The sequence below is a fragment of the Pseudomonas sp. KBN12P06040 genome, assembly GCF_037574965.1.
GTDB lineage: Bacteria > Pseudomonadota > Gammaproteobacteria > Pseudomonadales > Pseudomonadaceae > Pseudomonas > Pseudomonas aeruginosa.
This window is the reverse complement of record NZ_JBBELS010000001.1, coordinates 2,836,958-2,858,200: the sequence shown is the minus strand read 5'-3', so window position 1 is coordinate 2,858,200 and position 21,243 is coordinate 2,836,958. Positions and strand designations below refer to the sequence as shown.

The 21,243-nt window shown below is 64.7% G+C and carries 5 protein-coding genes; all 5 read right to left on the bottom strand.

What is annotated here, in order from left to right:
* Positions 1 to 115: 115 nt before the first annotated feature.
* Positions 116 to 571 carry a DUF6911 family protein gene (locus tag VQ067_RS13545; protein ID WP_123794459.1) on the bottom strand — a complete coding sequence of 152 codons (456 nt, stop codon included), beginning with the start codon at positions 569 to 571 and terminating at the stop codon, positions 116 to 118.
* A complete protein-coding gene (gene tpsA1, locus VQ067_RS13540; protein ID WP_232002103.1) occupies positions 571 to 17,358 on the bottom strand; it encodes a two-partner secretion system exoprotein TpsA1 in 16,788 nt (5,595 codons plus the stop codon). The genes VQ067_RS13545 and tpsA1 overlap by 1 nt, the downstream gene beginning before the upstream one ends.
* 112 nt (positions 17,359 to 17,470) lie before the next feature.
* On the bottom strand, positions 17,471 to 19,168 hold the full coding sequence (gene tpsB1 / locus VQ067_RS13535; protein WP_014603856.1) for a two-partner secretion system transporter TpsB1: 1,698 nt from the start codon (positions 19,166 to 19,168) through the stop codon (positions 17,471 to 17,473).
* 312 nt (positions 19,169 to 19,480) lie between these two features.
* On the bottom strand, positions 19,481 to 20,005 hold the full coding sequence (locus VQ067_RS13530) for a hypothetical protein (protein ID WP_003089762.1): 525 nt from the start codon (positions 20,003 to 20,005) through the stop codon (positions 19,481 to 19,483).
* A gap of 46 nt (positions 20,006 to 20,051) precedes the next feature.
* On the bottom strand, positions 20,052 to 21,200 hold the full coding sequence (locus tag VQ067_RS13525) for a PepSY-associated TM helix domain-containing protein (protein WP_003089766.1): 1,149 nt from the start codon (positions 21,198 to 21,200) through the stop codon (positions 20,052 to 20,054).
* Positions 21,201 to 21,243 lie beyond the last annotated feature (43 nt).

The following is a 21,243-nucleotide window of genomic DNA, read 5'->3' as shown; positions in this document are numbered from 1 at the left end:
CCTAGGCATCGCGGAGCCTCCTTACGGCGTCTGCGCTGGAGCCTCCCTGCTTAGAAAATTAGAGTAGGGAAAATAAATCTGTCCCCTTTATGCTGTCCCCTTTATGCTCTTGTGGTCATGGCTTGGGGTTCCAGGGCGAACGCATTTGAGCCAGACCTACATCCAGGCCACCTGTTTCATAAAGCTCTTTAAAGACCGCTTCAGCTATTGAAATATCTGCACACACAGTTCTAGAGTCGAATTCATCATCACCAAACCTTACGACTCCTCTGAAAGGAGAATCCCCAAACTCCCACCATTCAAGATACTCTTCTTTAGGGTTAGGTGAACTTGTTAGAACTGCCAATTTGAACCTCCCTGGTAAAGAGTCCATCGAGAGCTCTCTAACCAGGGAACTCTGGGGCTCATTTACCGAGAGCCTGACAAATCCGCCAAATTTGTATACTTTTCTAATACCTTCAGAAATACTCTCCCAAACAGGATTTTCGACAATTACCGCAGGGGGAGAATTTGACCTATCCAAATAGCAAAGCTCTAGACAGATAGGTTTCTCATCTTCAAGATCAAACATTATTTCCACCCTTCTATTCCGCGAGTCCAAGTAAAAATTTTGCCACTTTCTGCTTCAACAAGCTTCAAACTATTCAATCCCGAACGATCAGCTGCGGCTAAAATATTATTAGAAGATCGACAGAACGAACACACTCGCTCTCCGCGTACAATTATTGCCATATCCTGCCCCTTTGTTATGCCTGCATCGAATGCCCGTTGAATAACCGCGATTTCAGCATGAGCGTTTGCCATAGAAGAGTTAGGACTGCCAAGTGGAAGCAAATCCGCAATAAGAGTTGGCTTATTTTCGGCAACCATTGCAGGGCGTGCCGTCTGATTAGTATCAACCAACACTTTTCCTCCAACGCTTCCCTCCGCTGTAACCGTAACTGGAGCCTTCGCACCTGGCAAAGTAGTTCCGATTAAAGCATCCCTCGCCTGAGCAGCACGTAATTCATTGTATAAACCTTCTTTAGCTATTACAGAAGTAGCCGGTACTTCTGCCGGTACTGTTCCCTTCGCCGCTTGAAGTGCCTTCAAACGATCCAATGCATTGGTAGCTTTTTCAACCGTTTTGGGACCGACTCCAGCCACCCCAGCACCCAGCATAGCCAGGACCGCTTTGAATTCCTCTGCTGTGCCTCCGGTCTGACGGACATACTCTAGGGTAGCTTGATCGGCAGATACACGGTTACTGGGGATGAACGCAATGCCGATAGCACCGGCTATACCGTTGTACTGAGCGTTCCGCAAACTTTCCATCAGATCGACATTGAGCTGTTCTTCCGCGCTCAAGCGGTTGGCGATCTGGACACAAGACGTTAGGTTGGCCCGGCAGAGCTCTGGGAATGCCTTGTTTCGTTGTTCATCCAAGTCGGCATAGTGTTCACGGATCGGCTGCTCGCAGTTCTGATCACCTCCGCACGCCTTGATCTTATTGGCCATCTCCTCCATTTCTTCATGGAAGAGATAGTTGTTAAGGGTCGCCTGCTGCGCCACCCAGCCAGCCTTCTCCTGTGCCTTTTCGTCTCCGCCAGCAGCTGCCGCGACCGTCATGCCAATCAGGTTCGAGGTCATGCCCAACAGTTTTTCGTGCTGCTCACCAGGGAAAATTTTCTCCCCGAAAGCCGCTACCACCGCTTCGTTGGCACCCGCCGCCAAGGCTCCAGTACGGAAGTCTCCACCTGCCGCTTCGGCCATCAGACCACCGACCAAGGCGTGGACCGCCACCTTAGTCGGTATACCGGTACCCGTCAGGGCATCACCCACCTCGTTGTAGATAGCCCCGGAAACAGCATCCGCAATCATGTCGATAGCGGCTTGTCCGAGGTTGTCCTTGAAACTGCCACCCCGGGTGACGGTCTTCAGTGCGGCATTGACGGACAGCTGCAAACCAATGTTTTGCGGAGAGTAGCCCGCACTGACCCCTGCGGCAGCGTAGTTTTTCAGGGCATCACTGGAGGTCACGTCTTTGGCAACCGCTCCCAAATCACCTCGGTTGTTGATGGTGCTGATGGCGGTTTGGGAGGCGGCGGATGTCGCCGCGGCAGTGAGGGCAATGTTCGCCCAGCCTGCTGAGGTGGCCGCAGTCGTAGCTGTGGCGGCCGTACCAGCAGCCATCGCGGTCCCTGATCCAGCGGTGGCACCAGCAGCACTACCAATCGCCGCACTAGCAGCACCGGCAGTGAGATAAGTCACGACGATGGCAACGGCCAGTTGCGCTCCGACTCCCAACCCCGAATGGCTGTACTTGAAGCTGTCATGTACTTCCCGGACTTTGCGCCAGTCGACGTCGCCCTGTTTTTCGGCCTCCCGCAACCAGGCGAGGCTCGGATCGGCCTTGACCATGACATCGATGGTCTGGCTCACGGTCTTCTGGTCGATGTGCTTGAGGTCGATCTTCAGGCCTTCCACGGCCTTGATCGCCAGGTTGCCCTGGGCGACGAGCTGGCTCTGGCGTACGGTTTCGTCGGTCTGGCCCTTGCCCTTCGACGACTGCCACGCCAGGTCGCCCTTGCTCTTCTCGTGGCTCTCCTGGTGCAGGTCCTTCACCGCGTCGAAGGTCACCGCGCCGCCGCTGACGATGGCCAGGTCGTTGCCCGATTCCAGCTTCGCGCCCTGGTAGGTCTGGTCGCCGCCACTGAGCAGGGTGAGGTCGCCGCCGCTGGATATTTGGCTGCCCACTGCCGTCACATCGGTGATTTCGTCGCGCCGGGTCTTCTTGCTACCGAAGCTGCCTTTGCTCTTCTTGTCATAGAGGTAGTAACTGCTGTCGTTGGCGGCCAGTAGCTCCAGCTTGTCGCCGGCCACCAGGTAGGCTTCGTCGCCGGCGCTGGCCTGGCTCGCGATCAGGCGCAGGTCCTGTCCGGCATTGATCGCCAGGTCGCCGCCAGCGTCCACGCGAGTGGCCTGCTGGGTGATCTTGTCGTCCTGGAAAGTGACCTTCTTGGTCTTGCCATAGGCATGCTCTTCGTTGGCAGCCGCGACCAGGCCCACATCGCGACCCGCCTCGAATGTCACGTCGCGACGAGCGTCGATGCGGCTGCCCACGACGCTGATATCGCGTCCGGCGCTGACGCTGATATCGCGCCCCGCCACGACTTCGGCGCCCATCTGGGTCGTCTGGGTCTGGTATGCCTGGCTTCCTGCCGTCCAGCCCCGCTCCGCTACCGCAGCCGAAACCAGGACATCCCTGCCGCCTTGCAAGGCGAGGTCGCCCTTGCTGTCGATGACACCGCCAATATTGGCTACATCGCGACCTGCCGAAACGGTCAGCTTCTGCGCAGCCTCGATACGCGCGGCGCTATCGGCAAATGCCTCAGTGGTACCGGTTCCCCTGTAGGAGGACTGGTGCTGGGTCACCGTCCGTTCATTGATGACGTCTCCGGTAAGGGCGGAGAGGTTTACCTCGCGCCCGGCAATGATGCCGCCCTGGTCATTGCGGATGGAGCCGCTGGCCAGCAGGTCGAGGCGGTTGCCGGCCTCGATCAGGCCGCTGTTGTCGATGTTGCCGGCTGTCGCGCTGAGGTCGTTCTGCGCGCGCAGGGTACCGGCGTTCCTCAGGTCCCCGCCGGTGATCAGGTTCACGTCGCGCCCCTGGATCAGCGCGCCGTTCGGGCCCAACCGCCCCTCGGCCTGGGCCAGGTAGACCACGGGGGCGAGGACCTTCTCGCCATTCACCTCGACTTCTTCCAGCCAAACGATGTCGTGGGTCAGCGCGGCCACCTGGGCGGCGCTGAGGGTGACGCCAGGGGTCAGTCCCAATACGTCCTTGCTGGCGATGGCGTTGTCCATCAGATAGCGGAACATCGCTTCGTCGCTGTTCAATCCGGCGATGAAGCGCTGCCCCGTACGCTGGACGATCGCTTCGCGTACCAGGCGCTGCTCGTATAGACCGTCGCCCAGGCGCTTCTTGCTGTCATCCGGATTGATACCCAGGCCACCGAGCAGGTAGTCCGAGTTGAGGAACTGCTTCAGCTCGGTGAGCGCCGGGTTGGTCTCGATCAGATACTTGTGGCTGTTGCTCGGTGTGGCATTGCTGGGCACGCCCTCAACGCGCGCAACCGACGGCAGGGTTTGCAACGCTGGCTGCCCAACCGGAGGCTCGGCAAGAACGGCGCTCCGCTCTTCGAGGCGAGGCAGGCTGCCCTGAGCCCTAACGGCCGAAGGCAGTGCCTGCACCGACGACTGCTCAGCCGGCAGATCGGCAAGGATGCTGCCATTGCCACCTGGACTGGAAACTACCCCCTCTACACGCACTGTCGAAGGCGAGGCCTGGACCGTCGCCTGCGCACCCTGCCAATTGGCGAGAATAGTTCCATTCCCATCGTGACCGGGCGCTGTGCCTTGAATACGATCAGCCGCGGGAAGGCTTGAGAACGAGGGTAGACCACCGCGCAGATCGGCGAGGATGACGCCATTGCCGCTGTGACCCGATGCATTGCCCTCGACGAGTCCACCCAGTCCCGTGGTCGCCTGGTGCTCACCGGCCTGGAAACGGCCAGTGTTTCCCCCGTCGCCCGAGATTGGCGCGGAAGCCCGTAGCGCATCGATAGCCTCAGCTACCCGGCCTTGATAGGCGGAACCGGTAAGCGAGGTGACCCGATCATCGCCGACACGACGCGCCTGGGTACTCCAGCCACTTGCGTCACTGCCTGCCTGTGCGGATACAGATACGCCATGGCCGCTCTGGGTGAGATCGCTGGCGGATTTCAGAGCACCACTTGCCTGGTTCACCTGGGCTCCTTGGGACGCCAGGCGGAAGAGCCCATTCTGGCCTTGAGGCAGGCTGAAGCCCGGCAAGGTGAGAGGATTGATCTGTTGCCTTGCCAAATCCGCTGGCAGTTGACTCTTCAGAGTCACTACGGCGCTCGTCGTGCTTGAAACAGCTATGTCCTGATGAGGTAACTGGGTTTCCTGAACGGCCTGAAATCCCTGTAGGACAGAGTTATTGAAACTCTCCGCAGCATTCACCGTTACACGACCGCCAGCTTGCACGACAGCACCAACCGTTGAGTTCGCCCCTTTGTTAATCGTCAACTCATCGAGAGGAGCCAATCCCTTAAGTAGATCTGGAATAGCATCCGTTTTTTTCGATGAATAATTCGGCGCCGGTATTCGTCCAATAGCCTTATTCCAGCGATCTGTGCCCGGATACTCAACATCTAAGGTACCGAAGTACAGGTGCCAACCCGGCCCACCATTTTTCCCGTTTCCATGAATGACCTCCAGCGGAGAGACTTTTTCATTAAAATTCTTGTCGAAATAATGAATATTCGGAAGTCTCCCCCCTGTGCTCGCATATCCCTCCCCATAACTGGGATCGTTGACAGCGTTATACGCCAATATGCGCATAAGCAATTCTTCGCCAAATTTACTCGGCGGCGAATAAACGCCCCTGACCGCATATTCCCCTAACGCATAACCTTTGTTTTCGAAATTACTCAGAGATAGCGTGGCGTCTCTTACAGCACTTATATTAGAAGCAATATTCTGCAGGCTTGCACCTACAACAAGCAGATCTCGACCAGCCGTAATTGAAGCAGCGGCAGAAGACTCTCCCAATGTAGACTTATATTCCCTGATCCAGACAAGCTCGCTCGAAGACCTAGTTTTTCCCCACCTCTCAGAAAGCTGACACCCCGTACAGCGGACGCCAATAGCGCTATTCTGCAAGTCACCTTCAATCTCTAGGGTTTCCCTTCTATTGAGAAGTGAACTCACGGAGAAACGCATATCACCTGTGCTCTCTAAATTCCCGGAAATGTTCTCCAAGCGATTTGCCCAGCCCCCCGCATCGTCGCGGGCGATATCCAGCCTGCCGAGGCTGTACACATCCCCGTAGAGGTTGGTGATGTCGCCGGCGCGCAGGGTCATGTCGGCGCCACTGAACAGCAACCCGCGCTCGTTGAGCAGGGCGGGCGCGTTCAATCGCAGGTTGCCACCGCCGCCCAGGGTGCCGTAGTTGTTCAGGCTCGCGGCGCTGGCCACGAGGTCGCCGGCAGCGGTGATCCGCCCACGGTTGACCAGCAGGTTGCCGGCGCCAAGCGTGACATTGGCGCCGCCGGCGAGGCTGGCGGCATTGCCGAGGTCGAGGCTGGCGGCGTTCAGGGCGAAGTCGCCGAGGCTGGTGGCGCGGCCGTTGCCACGGTAGCCGCCGCTCAGCTCGAGTCGCAAGCTGCCGTCGCTGGCCAGCAGGCCGTCGTTGCTCCAGTCGCCGCCGCGGCCAGTGAAGGACTGCACCGCCAGCAGCTTGCCCTCGGCCGTCTGGCGGAAGGTGCCGATGTCCAGGTTCAGGCGTCCGGCTTGCAGCACGCTGCTGTTGGTCCATTCGCTGGCGCGGATGTCCAGCAGGCCATTGGTGGTCAGTTCGCCGCCGGCGCGGATCACCTGCCCGGAATCCAGGCCGAAGGTGCCGTTGCCAGTGTGGAGGATGCGCCCGCCGGCGTTGGCCAGGCTGCCCAGTTGCAGGTCGAGGTCCTGGTTGGCGCTTTCCAGCACGCCGTAGGCGTTGTTCAGGCCGCCAGCGACCAGCCGCGTGCTGCCGCTGCGGCCAAGGGCGCGCAGGCTGCCGCCGCTGTTGTCGATCGCGGCGGCGCGCAGGTGCAGCTCGCTCTCGCTTTCCAACTGGCCGAAGCGGTTGGCCAGCGCGCCGGCCAGGCTGAAGTCGATGCGCCCGGCGCCGACCTTGCCGCCCTGGCCCGCCGCCGCGCCCTGGTTGAGGAAGCGCTGGCCGTCGAGACTGAGCAGGCCGCTGGCGTAGAGGCCGCCGCCCTGGTTGTCGAAGTCGGCGGTGACGATGCGGTTGTCGCCGCCCAGCGCCGAGAGATGGCCCTGCTGGTTGCGTACGCCTTGCCCGGCGCGAATCTCCAGCGACTGCGCCTGGGTAACGCCGGCGCTGTTGTCGAACAACCCGGTGACCAGCTTCAGCCAACCCTTGGCGCTGTTGAGCACGCCGCCGGCGCCGTTGTCGAGGCTGCCGCTCTGCAGGTCGAGGTTGCCGGCCCGGCTGTCCAGGCGGCCGCCCTGGTTGTCCAGCGCGCCGCCGATACGCAGCCGGTTGTCGCCCTGGGCCTGGAGCGTGCCCTGGCGGTTGTCCAGGCTGCCGGCCTGCACCTCGAGGGCGCCGGCCTGGCTGAAGATCAGGCCGTCCTGCTGGTTGCGCAGGGCGCCGCCGCCCAGGCGCAGGCTCATGTCGGCCTGGCTGGCGAGGGTGCCGGAGGCGCTGTTTTCGAGGCTGCCGGCGCTGATCTCCAGCAGCCCCTGGCTGACCAGCTTGCCGCCGCGGTTGTCGACGCTGGCGCTGCGCAGCAGCAGGTCGCCGCCGCTGGCCAGGCGCGCCGCGCCGGTGTTGACCAGGGCGCCGCCGAGGATGGCGTCGAGCCGGCCCTGGCTGATCAACTGGCCGTCGCTGTTATCCAGGCTGGCGCCCTTGAGCAGCAGGCTGCCGCCGTTGATCCGGCCGCCGGCGTTGTTCAGCAGCGTATCGTCGCGCTCGAAGCTCAGCGCGCGCTGCGCCGAGACCAGGCCGCCCTGGCCGTTGTCCAGCTTCCCGGCGATGCTCAGGGTCACGTCGCTTTCGCCGGAGACGATGCCCTGGGCGTTATCCAGGCTGGCGGCGTCGATCCGTTGCGCGCCCTTGCTGACCAGCGCGCCCTGGCCGTGGTTGTCCAACGCGCCGCCGAGGCTGATGGCCAGCTCGCCGTCCTTGCTCGAAAGGGTGCCGCCGGCGCTGTTGTCCAGGCTCCCGCCTGTCACCGTCAGGCCCTGCCATCCGGAGAGCAGGCCGGCGCCGGCGTTGCCCAGCGCGTCGGCGTCCAGGCGCAGTTTCCCGGCGCTGATGATGCGCCCCTGCTGGCCGTTGTCGATGCGCCTGGCCAGCAGCTCGAAGCCCTGCTGGCTGGAAATCTCGCCGCCCTGGCGGTTGTCGAGGACGTTCAGCCGCTCGATGCTCAGCGGGCCGCGGGCACTGATCAGGCCGCCCTGGTTATCCAGGTCGCCGCCTCGCAGGTCGAGACTGACGCCGCGCTCGCCGATCAGCCGACCCTGGCGTTGCACCAGGCGCTCGACCGTCAGGCGCAGGTCGCCCCGGGCGGAGATTTCGCCACCGTCGGCGGAATCGACGCGCCCTGCCGTCAGTTCCAGTTCGCCGTCGCTGGTGAGCAGGCCGCCACGGTTGTCCAGGTTGGCGGCGCTCAGGCGCAGCGACTGCTTGCCACTGAGGGCGCCGCCACGGTTGTCGAGGTCGGCGCTGCTGACGTCCAGCACGCCCTGGCTGATCAGTTGGCCACCCTCGGCGTTGTCCAGCGCGCCAGTGGCGACGCTCAGGCCGGCGTTGCCGGAGAGCAGGCCCTTGCCGCGGTTGTCCAGCGAGGCGCTGGCGAGCGTCAGGCGGGCGCCGGAGACGGTGCCTTCGGCGTGGTTGTCCAGCGCGCCATCGACGCGCAGGTCGATGCCGGCGCGGCTGGCCAGGGTGCCCTTGGCGCTGTTGTCCAGGCGAGCGGCCGCGATGTCCAGGCCGGCGGCGCCGGAGATCACCCCGCCCAGGCTGTTGTCCAGGGCCTGGGCGATGCGCAGGGTCAGGCTGTCGGCGCCGATCAGGCGCCCGCCGCGGTTGTCCAGGCTGGCGGCGGCGAGGGTGAAGGCGCGGTCGCTGGAGATTTCCCCGCCGGCGCCGTTGTCCACCGCGCCGAGCTGGCGCAGCAGCAGCGCGCCGGGCGTGGCGATCAGGCCGCCGTCGCGGTTGACCAGCGTGCCGCCATTGAGGTCGAGGGTGACGCCGGTTTCGCTGACCAGGACGCCGCCTCCGCGCTGGTCGAGGCCTTTCAGGTTGGCGTCGAGCAGGCCCTTGGCGCTGACCCGTCCCTGCTGGCCGTTGTCCAGCCGGGCGGCCACCAGGGTGATGCCGGCGTTGCTGCCGATGCCGCCGTTGCGGCTGTTGTCCAGCACGCCGGTGCGGATATCCACCGCGCCCTTGGCGCTGATCACGCCGGAACGGCTGTTGTCGAGGCTGGCGCCCTTCAGCGTCACGCCGGCATCGCTGAGCAGCCTGCCGCCCTGGTTGTCCAGCGCGGCCTGGCTGGTCAGCGCCAGCGCACCGGCGCTGGAGAAGGTCCCGCCACGGTTGTCCAGGCGCGCGGCGCGCGCCGTCAGGCTGCCTTCGCTGACCAGCGCGCCGCCCTGGTTGTCCAGCACGCCGCCGAGGCTCACGCTCAGGCTGTTCTGGCTGTCGAGCCGACCGCCGTCGCCGTTGAACAGTTCGCCGCCGTCCAGGCTCAGGCCGTCGCGCCCGGCCAGCACCCCCTTGGCCTGGTTCAGCAGGCGCTGCACGGTGAGACGCAGGCCGCTGTCGCCGATGACCTTGCCGCCGCGGTTGTCCAGTTGCTCGCGGGCGTTCACGGCGACCTTCGAGGTGCTGGAAATCTCGCCGGCGCGGTTGTCGACCTGCCGCGCCTCGATAGCGATGCCGCCATTCGCGGCGATCAGCCCGGACTGGCTGTTGTCGAGCGTGTCGGCGCGAAGGTCCAGGCTCCCCTGGCTGACCAGTTCGCCGCCTTGCTGGAGCAGCGTACCGACCGCCGCCTCCAGCACGCCTCGGGCGGCGATACGGCCTTGGTTGCCGTTGCTCACCTGGTCGGCTACAAGCTCCAGGCGGCCTTCACTCACCAGGCTGCCTTGTTCGGCGTTGTCCAGGCTGGTCACGCTGATACGGGCATCGCCCTTGCTGCCGATGGTTCCCGCACGGTTGTCCAAGACCTGAGACTCGATGGCCAGTCCGTCGGTCGCCAGGACCTGCCCCTTGAGACTGTTGTCCAGTGTCTTGGCGATGCGCAGGGTCAAAGCTTCGCTGCTGATCAGCCGCCCGCCCTGATTGTTCAGTGTGTTGGCGGCGAGGGTAAAAGCACGGTCGCTGGATATCTCTCCGCCGACGCTGTTGTCCACCATGCCGAGTTGGCGCAGCAGGAGCGCGCCAGGCGTTGAAACCAGACCGAGGTCGTGGTTGTCCAGGGTGCCACCGTTGAGGTCGAGGGTGACACCGCGCTCGCCGACCAGCGAGCCTCCCCCCTGCTGAAGCAACCCTTTCAGGTTGGCGTCGAGCGTACCCTTGGTGCTGATCCGTCCTTCCCGGCCGTTGTCGACCAACCCGGCGACCAGGGTGACGCCCGTATTGCCGCCAATGGATCCCTTCTGACTGTTGTTCAGGGCTCCGGTACGAATGGCCACAGCCCCTTTCGCACTGACCAGGCCCGCACGGCTGTTGTCGAAGCCAGTGCTGTTCAGGGTGGCTCCAGCATCGGTCACCAACCTGCCACCCTGGTTGTTCAACTCGCCCCGGCTGGTAACGAGCAGGCTACCCGCACTGGAGAAAGTCCCCACCTGGTTATTGACCTGGTCGGCCTTCACTGTCAGCGACCCTTCGCTGACCAGTGCACCGCTCCCCTGGTTGTCCAATGCACCACTGAGCGTTACATCCACCAGGCGTTGGCTGCTGAGCAGGCCGCCATCGCCATTGAGCAGTTCAGCGCCGTCCAGGTGCAATCCATCGCGACTGGCGAGCACACCCTTGGCCTGGTTCAGCAGGCGCTGCACGGTTAGGCTCAGCTCACTGTCGCCGATCACCTTGCCCCCCCGGTTGTCCAGTTGTTCCCGGACAGCCAGAGCCACCTTGGCCACGCTGGATATTTCCCCACCGCGGTTATCGATCTGGCGTGCCTCGGCGGTGACCCCGCCATCGGCGCTCACCAGGCCGCCATTGCGGTTATCCAGGCTATCGGCGTCGAGAGTCAGCGTCCCCTGACTGGCCAGTTCTCCACCCTGCTGCTCGAGGGTGCCAACCGTGACCTGCAGATCGCCCTTCGCGGCAATGCGCCCCTTGGCGCTGCTCACCTGCTTGGCGGTCAGATCCAGGGCGCCTTCGCTGACCACGCGGCCTGCCTCGTTCTCCAGGCGGTTCACCCCGATGTGTGTATCGCCCTTGCTAGCAACGATGCCGCTATGGTTGTCGAAGACGAGTGCAGCGACATCCAGCCCCCCGCTTGCGGAAAGAACGCCTTGGAGGCTGTTGTCCAGTGCCTGGGCGATGCGCAGGGTCAGGGAGTCGCCGCTGATCACGCGGCCACCCCGGTTGCTCAGCGCGGTCGCGGCGAGGGTAAAGCTTCGATCGCTGGATATCTCGCCACCGCCACTGTTGTCCACGACACCCAGTTGCCGCAGCAGCAAGGCTCCAGGCGTGGCGATCAGGCCCTGAGCACGGTTGACCAGTTCTCCCCCGCGCAGATCGAGTGCGATGGCCGTATCGCTGACCAGCCTGCCGCTGCCCTGCTGATCCAGCCCCTTCAGGTTGGCATCAATCGCACCCTTGGCAGTGATCCGGCCGTTCTGGCTGTTGTCCACCAGGTCCGCGACCAGCGCGAGCCCGGCACCGCTGCCTATGCCGCCCTTCTGGCTATTGTTGAGGCTGCCAGTACGGATCTCCGCGGCCCCCTTGGCGCTGACGATGCCGCCCTGGCTGTTGTCGAGGCTGGCGCTGCGCAGGACGGCACCGGCGTCGGTGACCACCCTGCCCCCCTGGTTGTTCAACGCACCCTGGCTGGAAAGCGACAAGGTCCCGGCGCTGGAGACTGCACCGCCCTGGTTGTCCAGCCGACCGCTCTTCACGCTCAGGCGTCCCTGGCTGCTCAAGCTGCCCGCCTGATTGCCCAATACGCCGTCCAGAATGACGTCGATGCTTTGCTGGCTGCTGAGCAGGCCGCCGTTGCCATTGAACAGTTCGGCGCCATTCAGGCGCAGCCCATCACGACTGGCGAGTACCCCGCCGTCCTGGTTGAGTACCCGTGGCGCGGCGAGGCGAAGTCCGCTATCGCCGATGGCCTTGCCGCCTCGGTTGTCCAACTGCTCGGCGACGTCCAGTGTCACCTGGCCCGGGCTGGCGATTTCGCCCGCACGGTTGTCGATCCTCCGGGCGGAAACGGTCAGGTTGCCATCAGCACTGACCAGACCGCCGCTGCGGTTGTCGAGGCTATCGGCCTCGAGCATCAGCGCACCCTCGCTGCTCAATTCGCCACCCGCCTGGTTAAAGGCTGTCACGCTGGCGTGCAGGTCACCCCTGGCCGCGATCCGTCCCCTGACACTGTTCGCTCGCTCGGCAGTCAGTTTCAGACGACCTTCGCTAAGCAGGTCGCCGTCATCGTTTTCCAAACGGGACACGTCGATATCGACGGCGCCCTTGCTGCCGATGGAGCCACTGCGGTTGTCCAGGGCAAGCGCCCGGATATCCAGGCCTCCGGTGCCGGAGAGAACACCTTCGAGGCTGTTGTCCAGAGCCTGGGCGATGCGCAACGTCAGTACACCGCCGCTGCGCAGGCGGCCACCCTGGTTGGTCAGCGCGGAGGTGGTGAGTGTGAAGGCTCGGTCGCTGGAAATTTCCCCGCCGCTGTTGTCCACCATGCCGAGTTGGCGCAGGAGCAAGGTTCCAGGCGTGGCGATCAGGCCCTGAGCGCCATTGGCCAGGGTTCCCTCGTTCAGGTCGAGTATGATGCCGGCATTACTGACCAGCCGCCCTTTCCCCTGCTGATCGAGTCCCTTGATATTTGCGTCGATCATGCCTTTGGCAGTGATCCGACCTTCCTGGCTGTTATCCACCTCAGTAGCAATCAGGCCGAGCCCGTCATTACTGCCAAGATTGCCTTTCTGGCTGTTGTTCAGAACCCCGGTATGGATCTCCGCCGCAGCGTTGGCACTGATGATCCCTGATCGGCTGTTGTCCAGGCTGGCGCTGGTCAGGCGCAGGCTGGAGTCCGTCACCAACTTGCCGCCACGGTTGTCCACCGCCTCCTGGCTGCTCAGTCTCAGCGCACCGGCGCTGGACAGAGTGGCGTCCTGGTTGTGTATGCGCCCGGCGCTCACCGTCAGGGTACCGTCGCTGAGCAGCGCGCCCTTGCCCTGATTGTCCAGCACGCCGTCCAGAGTGACCTCTATATGTCTCTGACTGCTGAGCAGTCCGGCATTGCCATTGAACAATTCGGTACCACTCAGGCGCAGCCCATCGCGGCTGGCGATTACTCCCTTGTCCTGATTGAGCACGCGTGGCGCGGTGATGCCCAGACCACTGTCAGCAACGACTTTGCCGCCACGGTTGTCCAGTTGCTCAGTGAGATTCAGCGTCGCCACGCCCTGGCTGGCAATCTCGCCGGCACGGTTGTCCACCTGCCGGACATCGATGACCACACCTCGGTTGCCGGCGATGCGACCAGCGCCGTTGTCGACTTTGTCGGCGTCGAGGGCCAGCGCGCCCTGAGTCGTCAGTTCTCCCCCGTTCTGCACCAGCGCACCGAGTTTGGCACGCAGTTCATCCTTGGCGACGATACGCCCCTTGGAATTGTTCGCCTCATCGGCCGCCAGCTTCAGGCCGCGTTCGGCGATCAGTGTGCCAGCGTCGTTTTCCAGGCGGGTCACACCGATATCGATGGCGCCCTTGCTGCCGATGGAGCCACTACGGTTGTCCAGGACGAATGCCTGGATATCCAGACCTCCGGCGCCGGAGACAATCCCCTCGAGGCTGTTGTCCAGGGCCTGCGCGATACGCAAGGTGAGGGCTCCACCGCTGAGCAGGCGTCCACCCTGGTTGTTCAACGCGGAGGTGGCAAGAGTGAACGCGCGGTCGCTGGAGATTTCCCCACCGCTGTTGTCCACCACGCCGAGTTGGCGCAGAAGCAAGGTGCCAGGCGTGGCGATCAGGCCTTGAGCGCGATTGACCAGGCTTCCCTTGTTCAGATCGAGCGTGATGCCGGTATCGCTGACCAGGCTGCCCCTGTCATGCTGGTCCAACCCTTGGAGAGCCGCATCGATCGCACCTTTGGCAGCGATCCGGCCCGCCTGGCTGTTGTCTACCCGAGCGGCGACCAGGGTGAGTCCCGCATCGCTGCCGATACTGGCTTTCCGGCTGTTGTTCAGGTTGCCGGTACGAATCTCCACGGCCCCCTTGCCACTGATCGCACCGGCCTGGCTGTTGTCGAGGCTGGCGCTGCTCAAGCTAAGTCCGGCGTCGCTCGCCAGTCTGCCGCCCTGATTGTTCAGGGCGCCCTGGCTGGTCACTGCCAATGCCCCTGCGCTGGATAGCGTACCGCCCTGGTTGTCGAGCCGGGCTGACTTCACCGTCAGGAAGCCCCGGCTGTCCAGGTCGCCGGCCTGGTTATCGAACGCACCGGCCAGGGAGACGTCGATACCCTTCTGGCTGGACAGCAGGCCCCCCGCGCCGTTGAACAACTCCGTAGCACTCAGGCGCAGCCCATCGCGGCTGGCGAGTACCCCCTTGTCCTGGTTGAGCACGTGCGGCGCGGTGATGCCCAGACCACTGTCACCGACGATCTTGCCGCCACGGTTGTCCAGCTGCTCAGTGAGGTTCAGCGCCACCACGCCCTGGCTGGCAATCTCGCCGACGCTGTTGTCCACCTGCCGGGCCGTGATGTCCACGCCCTGGTTGCCAGCGATACGGCCAGCGTTATTGTTTAGGATGCCCAGGTCGAGAGTCAGCGAGTCCTGACTGGTCAGTTCTCCTCCCTTCTGGCTCAGCGTGCCAACCTTGGCATGCAGGCTACCATTGGCGGCGATACGCCCCTTGGAACTGTTCGCCTCATCGGCTACCAGCTTCAGGCCGCGTTCGGCGATCAGTGTGCCAGCGTCGTTTTCCAGGCGGGTCACACCGATATCGATGGCGCCCTTGCTGCCGATGGAGCCACTACGGTTGTCCAGGACGAATGCCTGGATATCCAGACCTCCAGCACCGGAGACAATCCCCTCGAGGCTGTTGTCCAGGGCCTGCGCGATACGCAAGGTCAGGGCTCCGCCGCTGAGCAGGCGTCCCCCCTGGTTGTTCAACGCGGAGGTGGCAAGAGTGAACGCGCGGTCGCTGGAGATTTCCCCACCGCTGTTGTCCACCACGCCGAGTTGGCGCAGGAGCAAGGTGCCAGGCGTGGCGATCAGGCCTTGAGCGCGATTGACCAGGCTTCCCTTGTTCAGATCGAGCGTGATGCCGGTATCGCTGACCAGGTTGCCCCTGTCATGCTGGTCCAGCCCTTGGAGATCCGCATCGATCACACCCTTGGCGGCGATCCGGCCCGCCTGGCTGTTGTCTACCCGAGCGGCGACCAGGGTGAGTCCCGCATCGCTGCCGATACTGGCTTTCCGGCTGTTGTTCAGGTTGCCGGTACGAATCTCCACGGCCCCCTTGCCACTGATCGCACCGGCCTGGCTGTTGTCGAGGCTGGCGCTGCTCAAGCTAAGTCCGGCGTCGCTCGCCAGTCTGCCGCCCTGATTGTTCAGGGCGCCCTGGCTGGTCACTGCCAATGCCCCTGCGCTGGATAGCGTACCGCCCTGGTTGTCGAGCCAGGCTGACTTCACCGTCAGGAAGCCCCGGCTGTCCAGGCTGCCGGCCTGGTTATCGAACGCACCGGCCAGGGAGACGTCGATACCCTTCTGGCTGGACAGCAGGCCTCCCCCGCCGTTGAACAACTCCGTAGCGCTCAGGCGCAGCCCATCGCGGCTGGCGAGTACCCCCTTGTCCTGGTTGAGCATGCGTGGCGTTGTGATGTCCAGGCCACTGTCACCAACGATCTTGCCACCGCGGTTGTCCAACTGTTCGCGAGCGCTCGCCACCACCCTCGACGTGCTGGAGATATCGCCCGCTCGGTTGTCGATCAACCGAGAGCTCAAGTCGAGATCCTGGCCGGCGACAATGCGACCGCTGCGATTATCGAGCCGATCCGCCTTCAAGAGCGTACGGCGCTCGCTGACCAGCTTGCCGCCCACACTGTTGTCCAGACGAGCGACCTCGATGTCCATGTCTCCCTTGCTGGAAAGGAGACCGGCACTGCGATTGTCCAGTGCGGCAGCCTGGACCTGCAGCTCGTTCAGACCGACGACCTGGCCGCCACGGTTGTCGAGATCGCCACGGGTCTTGACCACGGCGCGGTCCCGGCTCTGCAACAGGCCGTCCTGGCGGTTGTCCAGGCTGCTCGCCTCGACCCGCAGTTCGCCCTCGGCGAGCAGCTTGCCGCCACGGTTGTCCAGGTGCCCGGCGTCGACCCGGACGGTCGCCCCCTTCAGGCTGCCGCCCTGGTTGTCCAGCGCCTGGCTCGCCTTCGCTTCCAGCGCGCGGCTGGCCACCAGGCTGCCGGCGTTGCGCAGGGTGCCGCTGCGCAGCTCGAGGTCGCCGCGCGCGTTGCGCCGCTCGTCTGGCTCGACGCCGGCTTCGATCACCCCGGCGTTGTCGATATGCGCCGCCTCCAGCGCGATGCGTTCGCGCGCCGCCAGGCTCTGCCGGTTGACCAGTTCCTCCGCGCTGCGAATCTCGGCGCTGCCACCGGCGTAGGTCTTGCCGTTCAGCTCCACGGCCTGGGCCGCGATCTTCAGGTCGCCCTGGCTGGAGGCCTGGGCCAGGCTCAGCTTGCCGCTGGCGTCGATGCGGATGTCGCCGCCGCTGGCGGCCATGTCGCCGGCCAGCTTCACCCCCACGCCCTGCTCGGTGCCGACCAGGCGGATCGCCCCGGCGTACATCCCGCCCAGCGCCGAGCTGTCGATCGCCAGCTGTGGCTTCTCGCTGCCATCGGCGGCGCGCGGCGTGGCCTGCAGGCTGTCGGCCTGGACGTCGTTGCGGCCGGTGACGATGTTGAGGTTCTTCGCGTAGAGCTTGGCGTTGAGCTTGGCGCTGCGGGTGATCAGGTCGAACTGTTCGAGGTTGCCGACGTTCAGTTCGGCGCCTTCGACGACGATGTCGCCGCCGTCCACCTGGAAGCGCTCCAGGCGCTGGCCGTCCATGATCGGCTTGCCGGTGGTGAGGGTCGCGCGCGGCGTGTTGATGAAGCCGCAGCCCTGGCAGGTGATGCCGTGCGGGTTGGCGACGATCACCCGCGCCGACTGCCCGGCCACCTCGGTGTAGCCGGCTAGGGTGCTGCGGTTGCCGCCGGTGACCTGGTTGAGGATCACCTGCGCCGCCTGGCCCTTGAGGTTGGGGTTGCCGAGGATGATCCCGCCGAGCTGGGTACCCTGGGTCTTGCCGGTGGCGTTGTTGAGGATCAGCCCGTTGGCGCCGACGTTGTAGTCGCGGAAATGGTTGTTCGACAGCCCGGCGCCGTTGGGCGTGGCGATATTGACGATGGGCACGCCGTTGCCCGCCTGGCCCAGGCCGGTGTTGCCGCCGGCGGCCTTGTCCAGCGCCAGCCCCGCCGCCGCGGCGACGATCGGGTTGAGGAACAGGATGCCGGCCAGGGACAGGGCGATGCACTGGTTCAGCGGGCTGCGGATGTCCATATCGTTACTCCTTGGCGGGTAGGGGCCCGGCGAGGTTAAGCAAGGTTTTCCAAGGAAAGGGCCTCGATGCAGGTAGGCGCTTTCCTAAAGCGTTCAGGAGGTCGCCGCGTCTTCAGAAGAACGCGTCGACCCGGAAATAGATCGGGTGCTCGCGCCGCTCGATGGCGCTGGGCCGCTCCAGCGAGCGGGCGAAGCCGACGCTGGCGGCGAAATAGCGGCCGCGGGCATCCAGTTCGATGGCGTTGCCGCTCATGCGCCCGCTGGCGCCGTCGTTGTAGCGGTCGTGGCGGATCACGCCGACGTCGTAGGCGAAGGCCACGCCGTATTCCTGCAGCCAGGGCCGCAGCGGCGCCCATTCCACCGCGCGCCGCCAGCGCAACTGGTTGCGCCAGTAGCCGCCGCTGTCGCCGGTCAGGGTCTGGTCCTTGAAGCCGCGCACCGAGCTGTTGCCGCCGAGGCTGATGCGCTGCGGGCTAAACAGCACGTCCTCGCTCCTTTGCCCGGTGGCCAGGCTGTCGAAGCTGAAGCGCTCGCCCCATAGCTGGAACGGCTGCAGGTAGCTGAGGGTCAGGCTGTACTTGTCGTAGCGCGCATTCGGATCGCCCGCCTGCGGGTGGCCGCGACCCTGCGCGCCAAGGGCGCCGATGCCCTGCTGCCAGCCGAGGTCGAGGTTGACGAAGCCACTGCCGATCCGCCGGCCATGGTTGAAGCCGAGCTGGGTCTCGGTGATCCGCGTGCTCTGGTCTTCCAGGCGGGTGTCTTCGACATAGTTGTTGGTGCGCTGGTGGCTGAGCCCCAGGCTCATGGCGGTCTTGCTCACACCGTCGCGGTGCAGCACGCGTTCGGCGCGGAACTGGTGGCTGCGGCTGTCGCCATCGAGCTTGAAGGGGAAGCCGCTGGCCTCGTTGCGCGTGCGGTAGTCGCTCTGGCTGTAGCCGTAGGTGAAGGTCCACCAGCCCCAGGGCAGGCTGTAGAACAGGCTCTGGCTGTCGGAATGGCGCCAGCGGTCGGTCACCGCGTCGCGGTTGGCGCGCAGGTTGAGCTGGTCGGCCAGGCCCAGCGGGCTGTCCCAGTCCAGACCCAGGCCCATCTGCTGCTCGCCGGTGCTGACGTCGCCGTCGTTGTTGCGCGTGGCGGAGACCCGCCAGGGCTTGTCGCGCTCGCCCTTGAGACGCACTCGGCTGCCGCCGACCTCGCTGCCGGGCACCAGCTCCAGTTGCGCCTGGCGCGACGGCAGGCGACTCAACTGGTCGACCAGTTGCTCCAGTTCGCGCAGGTCGAGCAGCTCGCCGGTCCTGCCCGGAAAGCTCATCGCCAGTTCGCGCGGGCTGGCCAGCGCGGAGCTGTCCAGGCCCTCCAGGCGGCCTTCGACGACGATGATGCGCAGGGTCCCGGAGGCCAGGTCCTGCTGTGGCAGGTAGGCGCGGGTGGTGACGTAGCCGCGATCCAGGTAATGGTCGGTGACGGCCTTGAGCAGCGCATTGAGCTGGCCGACGCCCAGGCAGCGCCCCTGGTAGGGCGCCAGCAGTTGGCGACGCGCGCTTTCGCCGAGGTGCCCGGCGCCCTCCAGCTCGATGCGGCGGATCTCGAAGCAGCGCTCGTCGTCGCCGGAGGCATCCGCAGCGGCGGGCGCTCCCTTGCCGGGCAGTTGCTGGAGTTCCTCCAGGCGCTTGCGCTGTTCGTCCAGCAGGCGCTGCTGGCGGTCGCGGATCAGGTCGCGGTCACCGGGGGAGGTGAAGGGGGCGGCGCTGGCAAGCAGCGGCAGTAAAACCAAGCCAGCGACAACCGCTCGATAGCTAGAACGCAACATCCGATGTCCTGCGAGTTCCCTTCAATATCCACCGCATAGCTAAACGACATGGGCGTGTTGAGGGGGGATTAGTCCAAAAGTAGGAATGCTAATCCAAACAGGGACAGGAGGGAATGGCACTTTGCCTTCATTGCGTCGTCCTGGCTGTACGGACGTTTCAGGATCGATGCGATGTCGTCATTTTCGTAATGGGAAGGACCTATCGGTCTCCAGGCAGCGCTCGGCCGGGTTCTGGTGAGCTGATTATTTGCGCTCGTGGCCCGGCAGAAAGAAGCCCCGCCAAGGCGGGGCTGCTTTGACGCAGACTCGAATTCACTTCACCGGCAGGTCCTTGCCCCACAGGCGCACCGCCTTGATCCCTTCCGCGCCGCCTTCGAAGACGAAGGTCTGGCGGATGCCGGCCTTGGCCGGGACGGTGACGTCGTCGGGGTTGGCGAGGGCGACCAGGGCGTTGGAGTAGCCGTCGTTGTCGATCACCAGCAGCGCGCCGGTCTGGGTCAGGTTGATCAGGCGCACGGTGGCGTCGCCGTCGTTCTTGAAGCCGAGGGTGACGGCCAGTTGCTGGTCGCGCGGCTCGGTCTTGAGCACTTCGACCTGGCCGATCTCGGCGAAGCCGGCGTTGTCGGAGACCACCTTGGCGCCATCAGCGCCTTGGGCCGACTGGCGGCCGCTGGTGATGCCCTCGCTGACCCCGCCGAGGAGGTTCTTGCCAGTCTCGATGGCCGAGGACACCGCGGCCTTGGCCGCGTCCTTGACCGAGCTGCCCTCCTCCGCGGCCACGGCGCTGCCGGCGGCCAGGGGCAGGAGCAGTCCCAATGCGGCGATCCTTGCGTTCATTCGTCCATCCTCTGGTGGTGTGGGAGGCAGCCAGACTAACAGCCGTCTAGCGGCCGTTCCAGTGGCGCGCCCGGCGCTTGCGCCACCAGATGTAGACACCGGTCAGCGACAGACCGGCGATGGCCAGGCCGAGGGCGGCGATGGCGATGCGTCCCGGCAGGCCGGCGATGCGCCCGCCGTGGATCGGGTACTGCAAGCGGTAGAAACGCTCTCCCCAACTGCCCTGCCCGGCGACTTCCTGGCCGAGCAGGCGGCCGTCGCTGCCGTGGAAGAACAGCCAGGACTTGCCCATGGGGTCGTCGTGGTCGCCGAAGCCGGCGCCGAAGAAGTTGTATTCGAAGCTGTAGTACAGCTCGCCGATCGGCTCGGCGATGCCCAGCCGCGCCGCTTCGACGCTGGCCAACTGGAAGGTGCGGTCGTAGTCCAGGCGGGTCTCCCCCAGTTGCTCCCTGGGCAGCCGCCCGCGCGCCTCGTAGACGCTCGGTTCGATCGGCGAGAACAGCGATACCAGCGGCTTGAACACCTGGCTCGGCAGGTTCAGGGCGACGCTGCTCAGCGCCACCGGCGCCAGCAGCAGCCAGAGCCAGAGGCCGCCGGCGCGATGCAGGTCGAAGTTGAAGCGGTAGGCGTTGCCGCGCTTGATCTTCCAGGCGGTCGCCCACTTGCTCCAGAACGGCCGGCCGCGCGGCAGGGTCAGCCAGGCGCCGACGAAGCAGTCGAGGAACCAGAACATCGCCACCCCGCCCATCAGGTACAGGCCCCAGTTCCCCGGCAGGGTCAGGTTGTGGTGGAACTCCAGGACCCAGGGAACCAGGTTCGCCGGCTGGAAGCAGCAGGCCGCCCAGAGGCGCTTGCCGACTTCCTCGCCGCTGACCGGGTCGAGGTAGAACACGTCGTGCTCGACCTTGGCGCCGGCCTCGCGCGGCACGGTGGCGAGCAACGCCGGATGCCCGCCCGCCTCGGGATACTCCATGTACCACACCAGTTGTCGCGGATAGCGTGACTCGACGCGTTGCACCAGGCTGCCCGGGGAAAGGCGCTCGCCGCCCTCGCCCACGGCGTAGAAGCCGGGGTTCAGCCATTCGTCGATTTCATGATGGAAGGCCAGCAGGCTGCCGGTGAGACCGGCGAGGAAAAGGAACAGCGCGGTAGCCAGACCGACATAGCGGTGCAGCAGAACCAGGACGGGGCGCATGGGGGCTCCAGGTAACCAGGGTACGGCCGGCGACGCCGGCGAA

Excerpts from the sequence above, each read along its gene's own strand:
- VQ067_RS13545 (WP_123794459.1), bottom strand. The coding sequence starts at position 571 with ATGTTTGATCTTGAAGATGAGAAACCTATCTGTCTAGAGCTTTGCTAT.
- tpsA1 (WP_232002103.1), bottom strand. The coding sequence starts at position 17,358 with ATGGACATCCGCAGCCCGCTGAACCAGTGCATCGCCCTGTCCCTGGCC.
- tpsB1 (WP_014603856.1), bottom strand. The coding sequence starts at position 19,168 with ATGTTGCGTTCTAGCTATCGAGCGGTTGTCGCTGGCTTGGTTTTACTG.
- VQ067_RS13530 (WP_003089762.1), bottom strand. The coding sequence starts at position 20,005 with ATGAACGCAAGGATCGCCGCATTGGGACTGCTCCTGCCCCTGGCCGCC.
- VQ067_RS13525 (WP_003089766.1), bottom strand. The coding sequence starts at position 21,200 with ATGCGCCCCGTCCTGGTTCTGCTGCACCGCTATGTCGGTCTGGCTACC.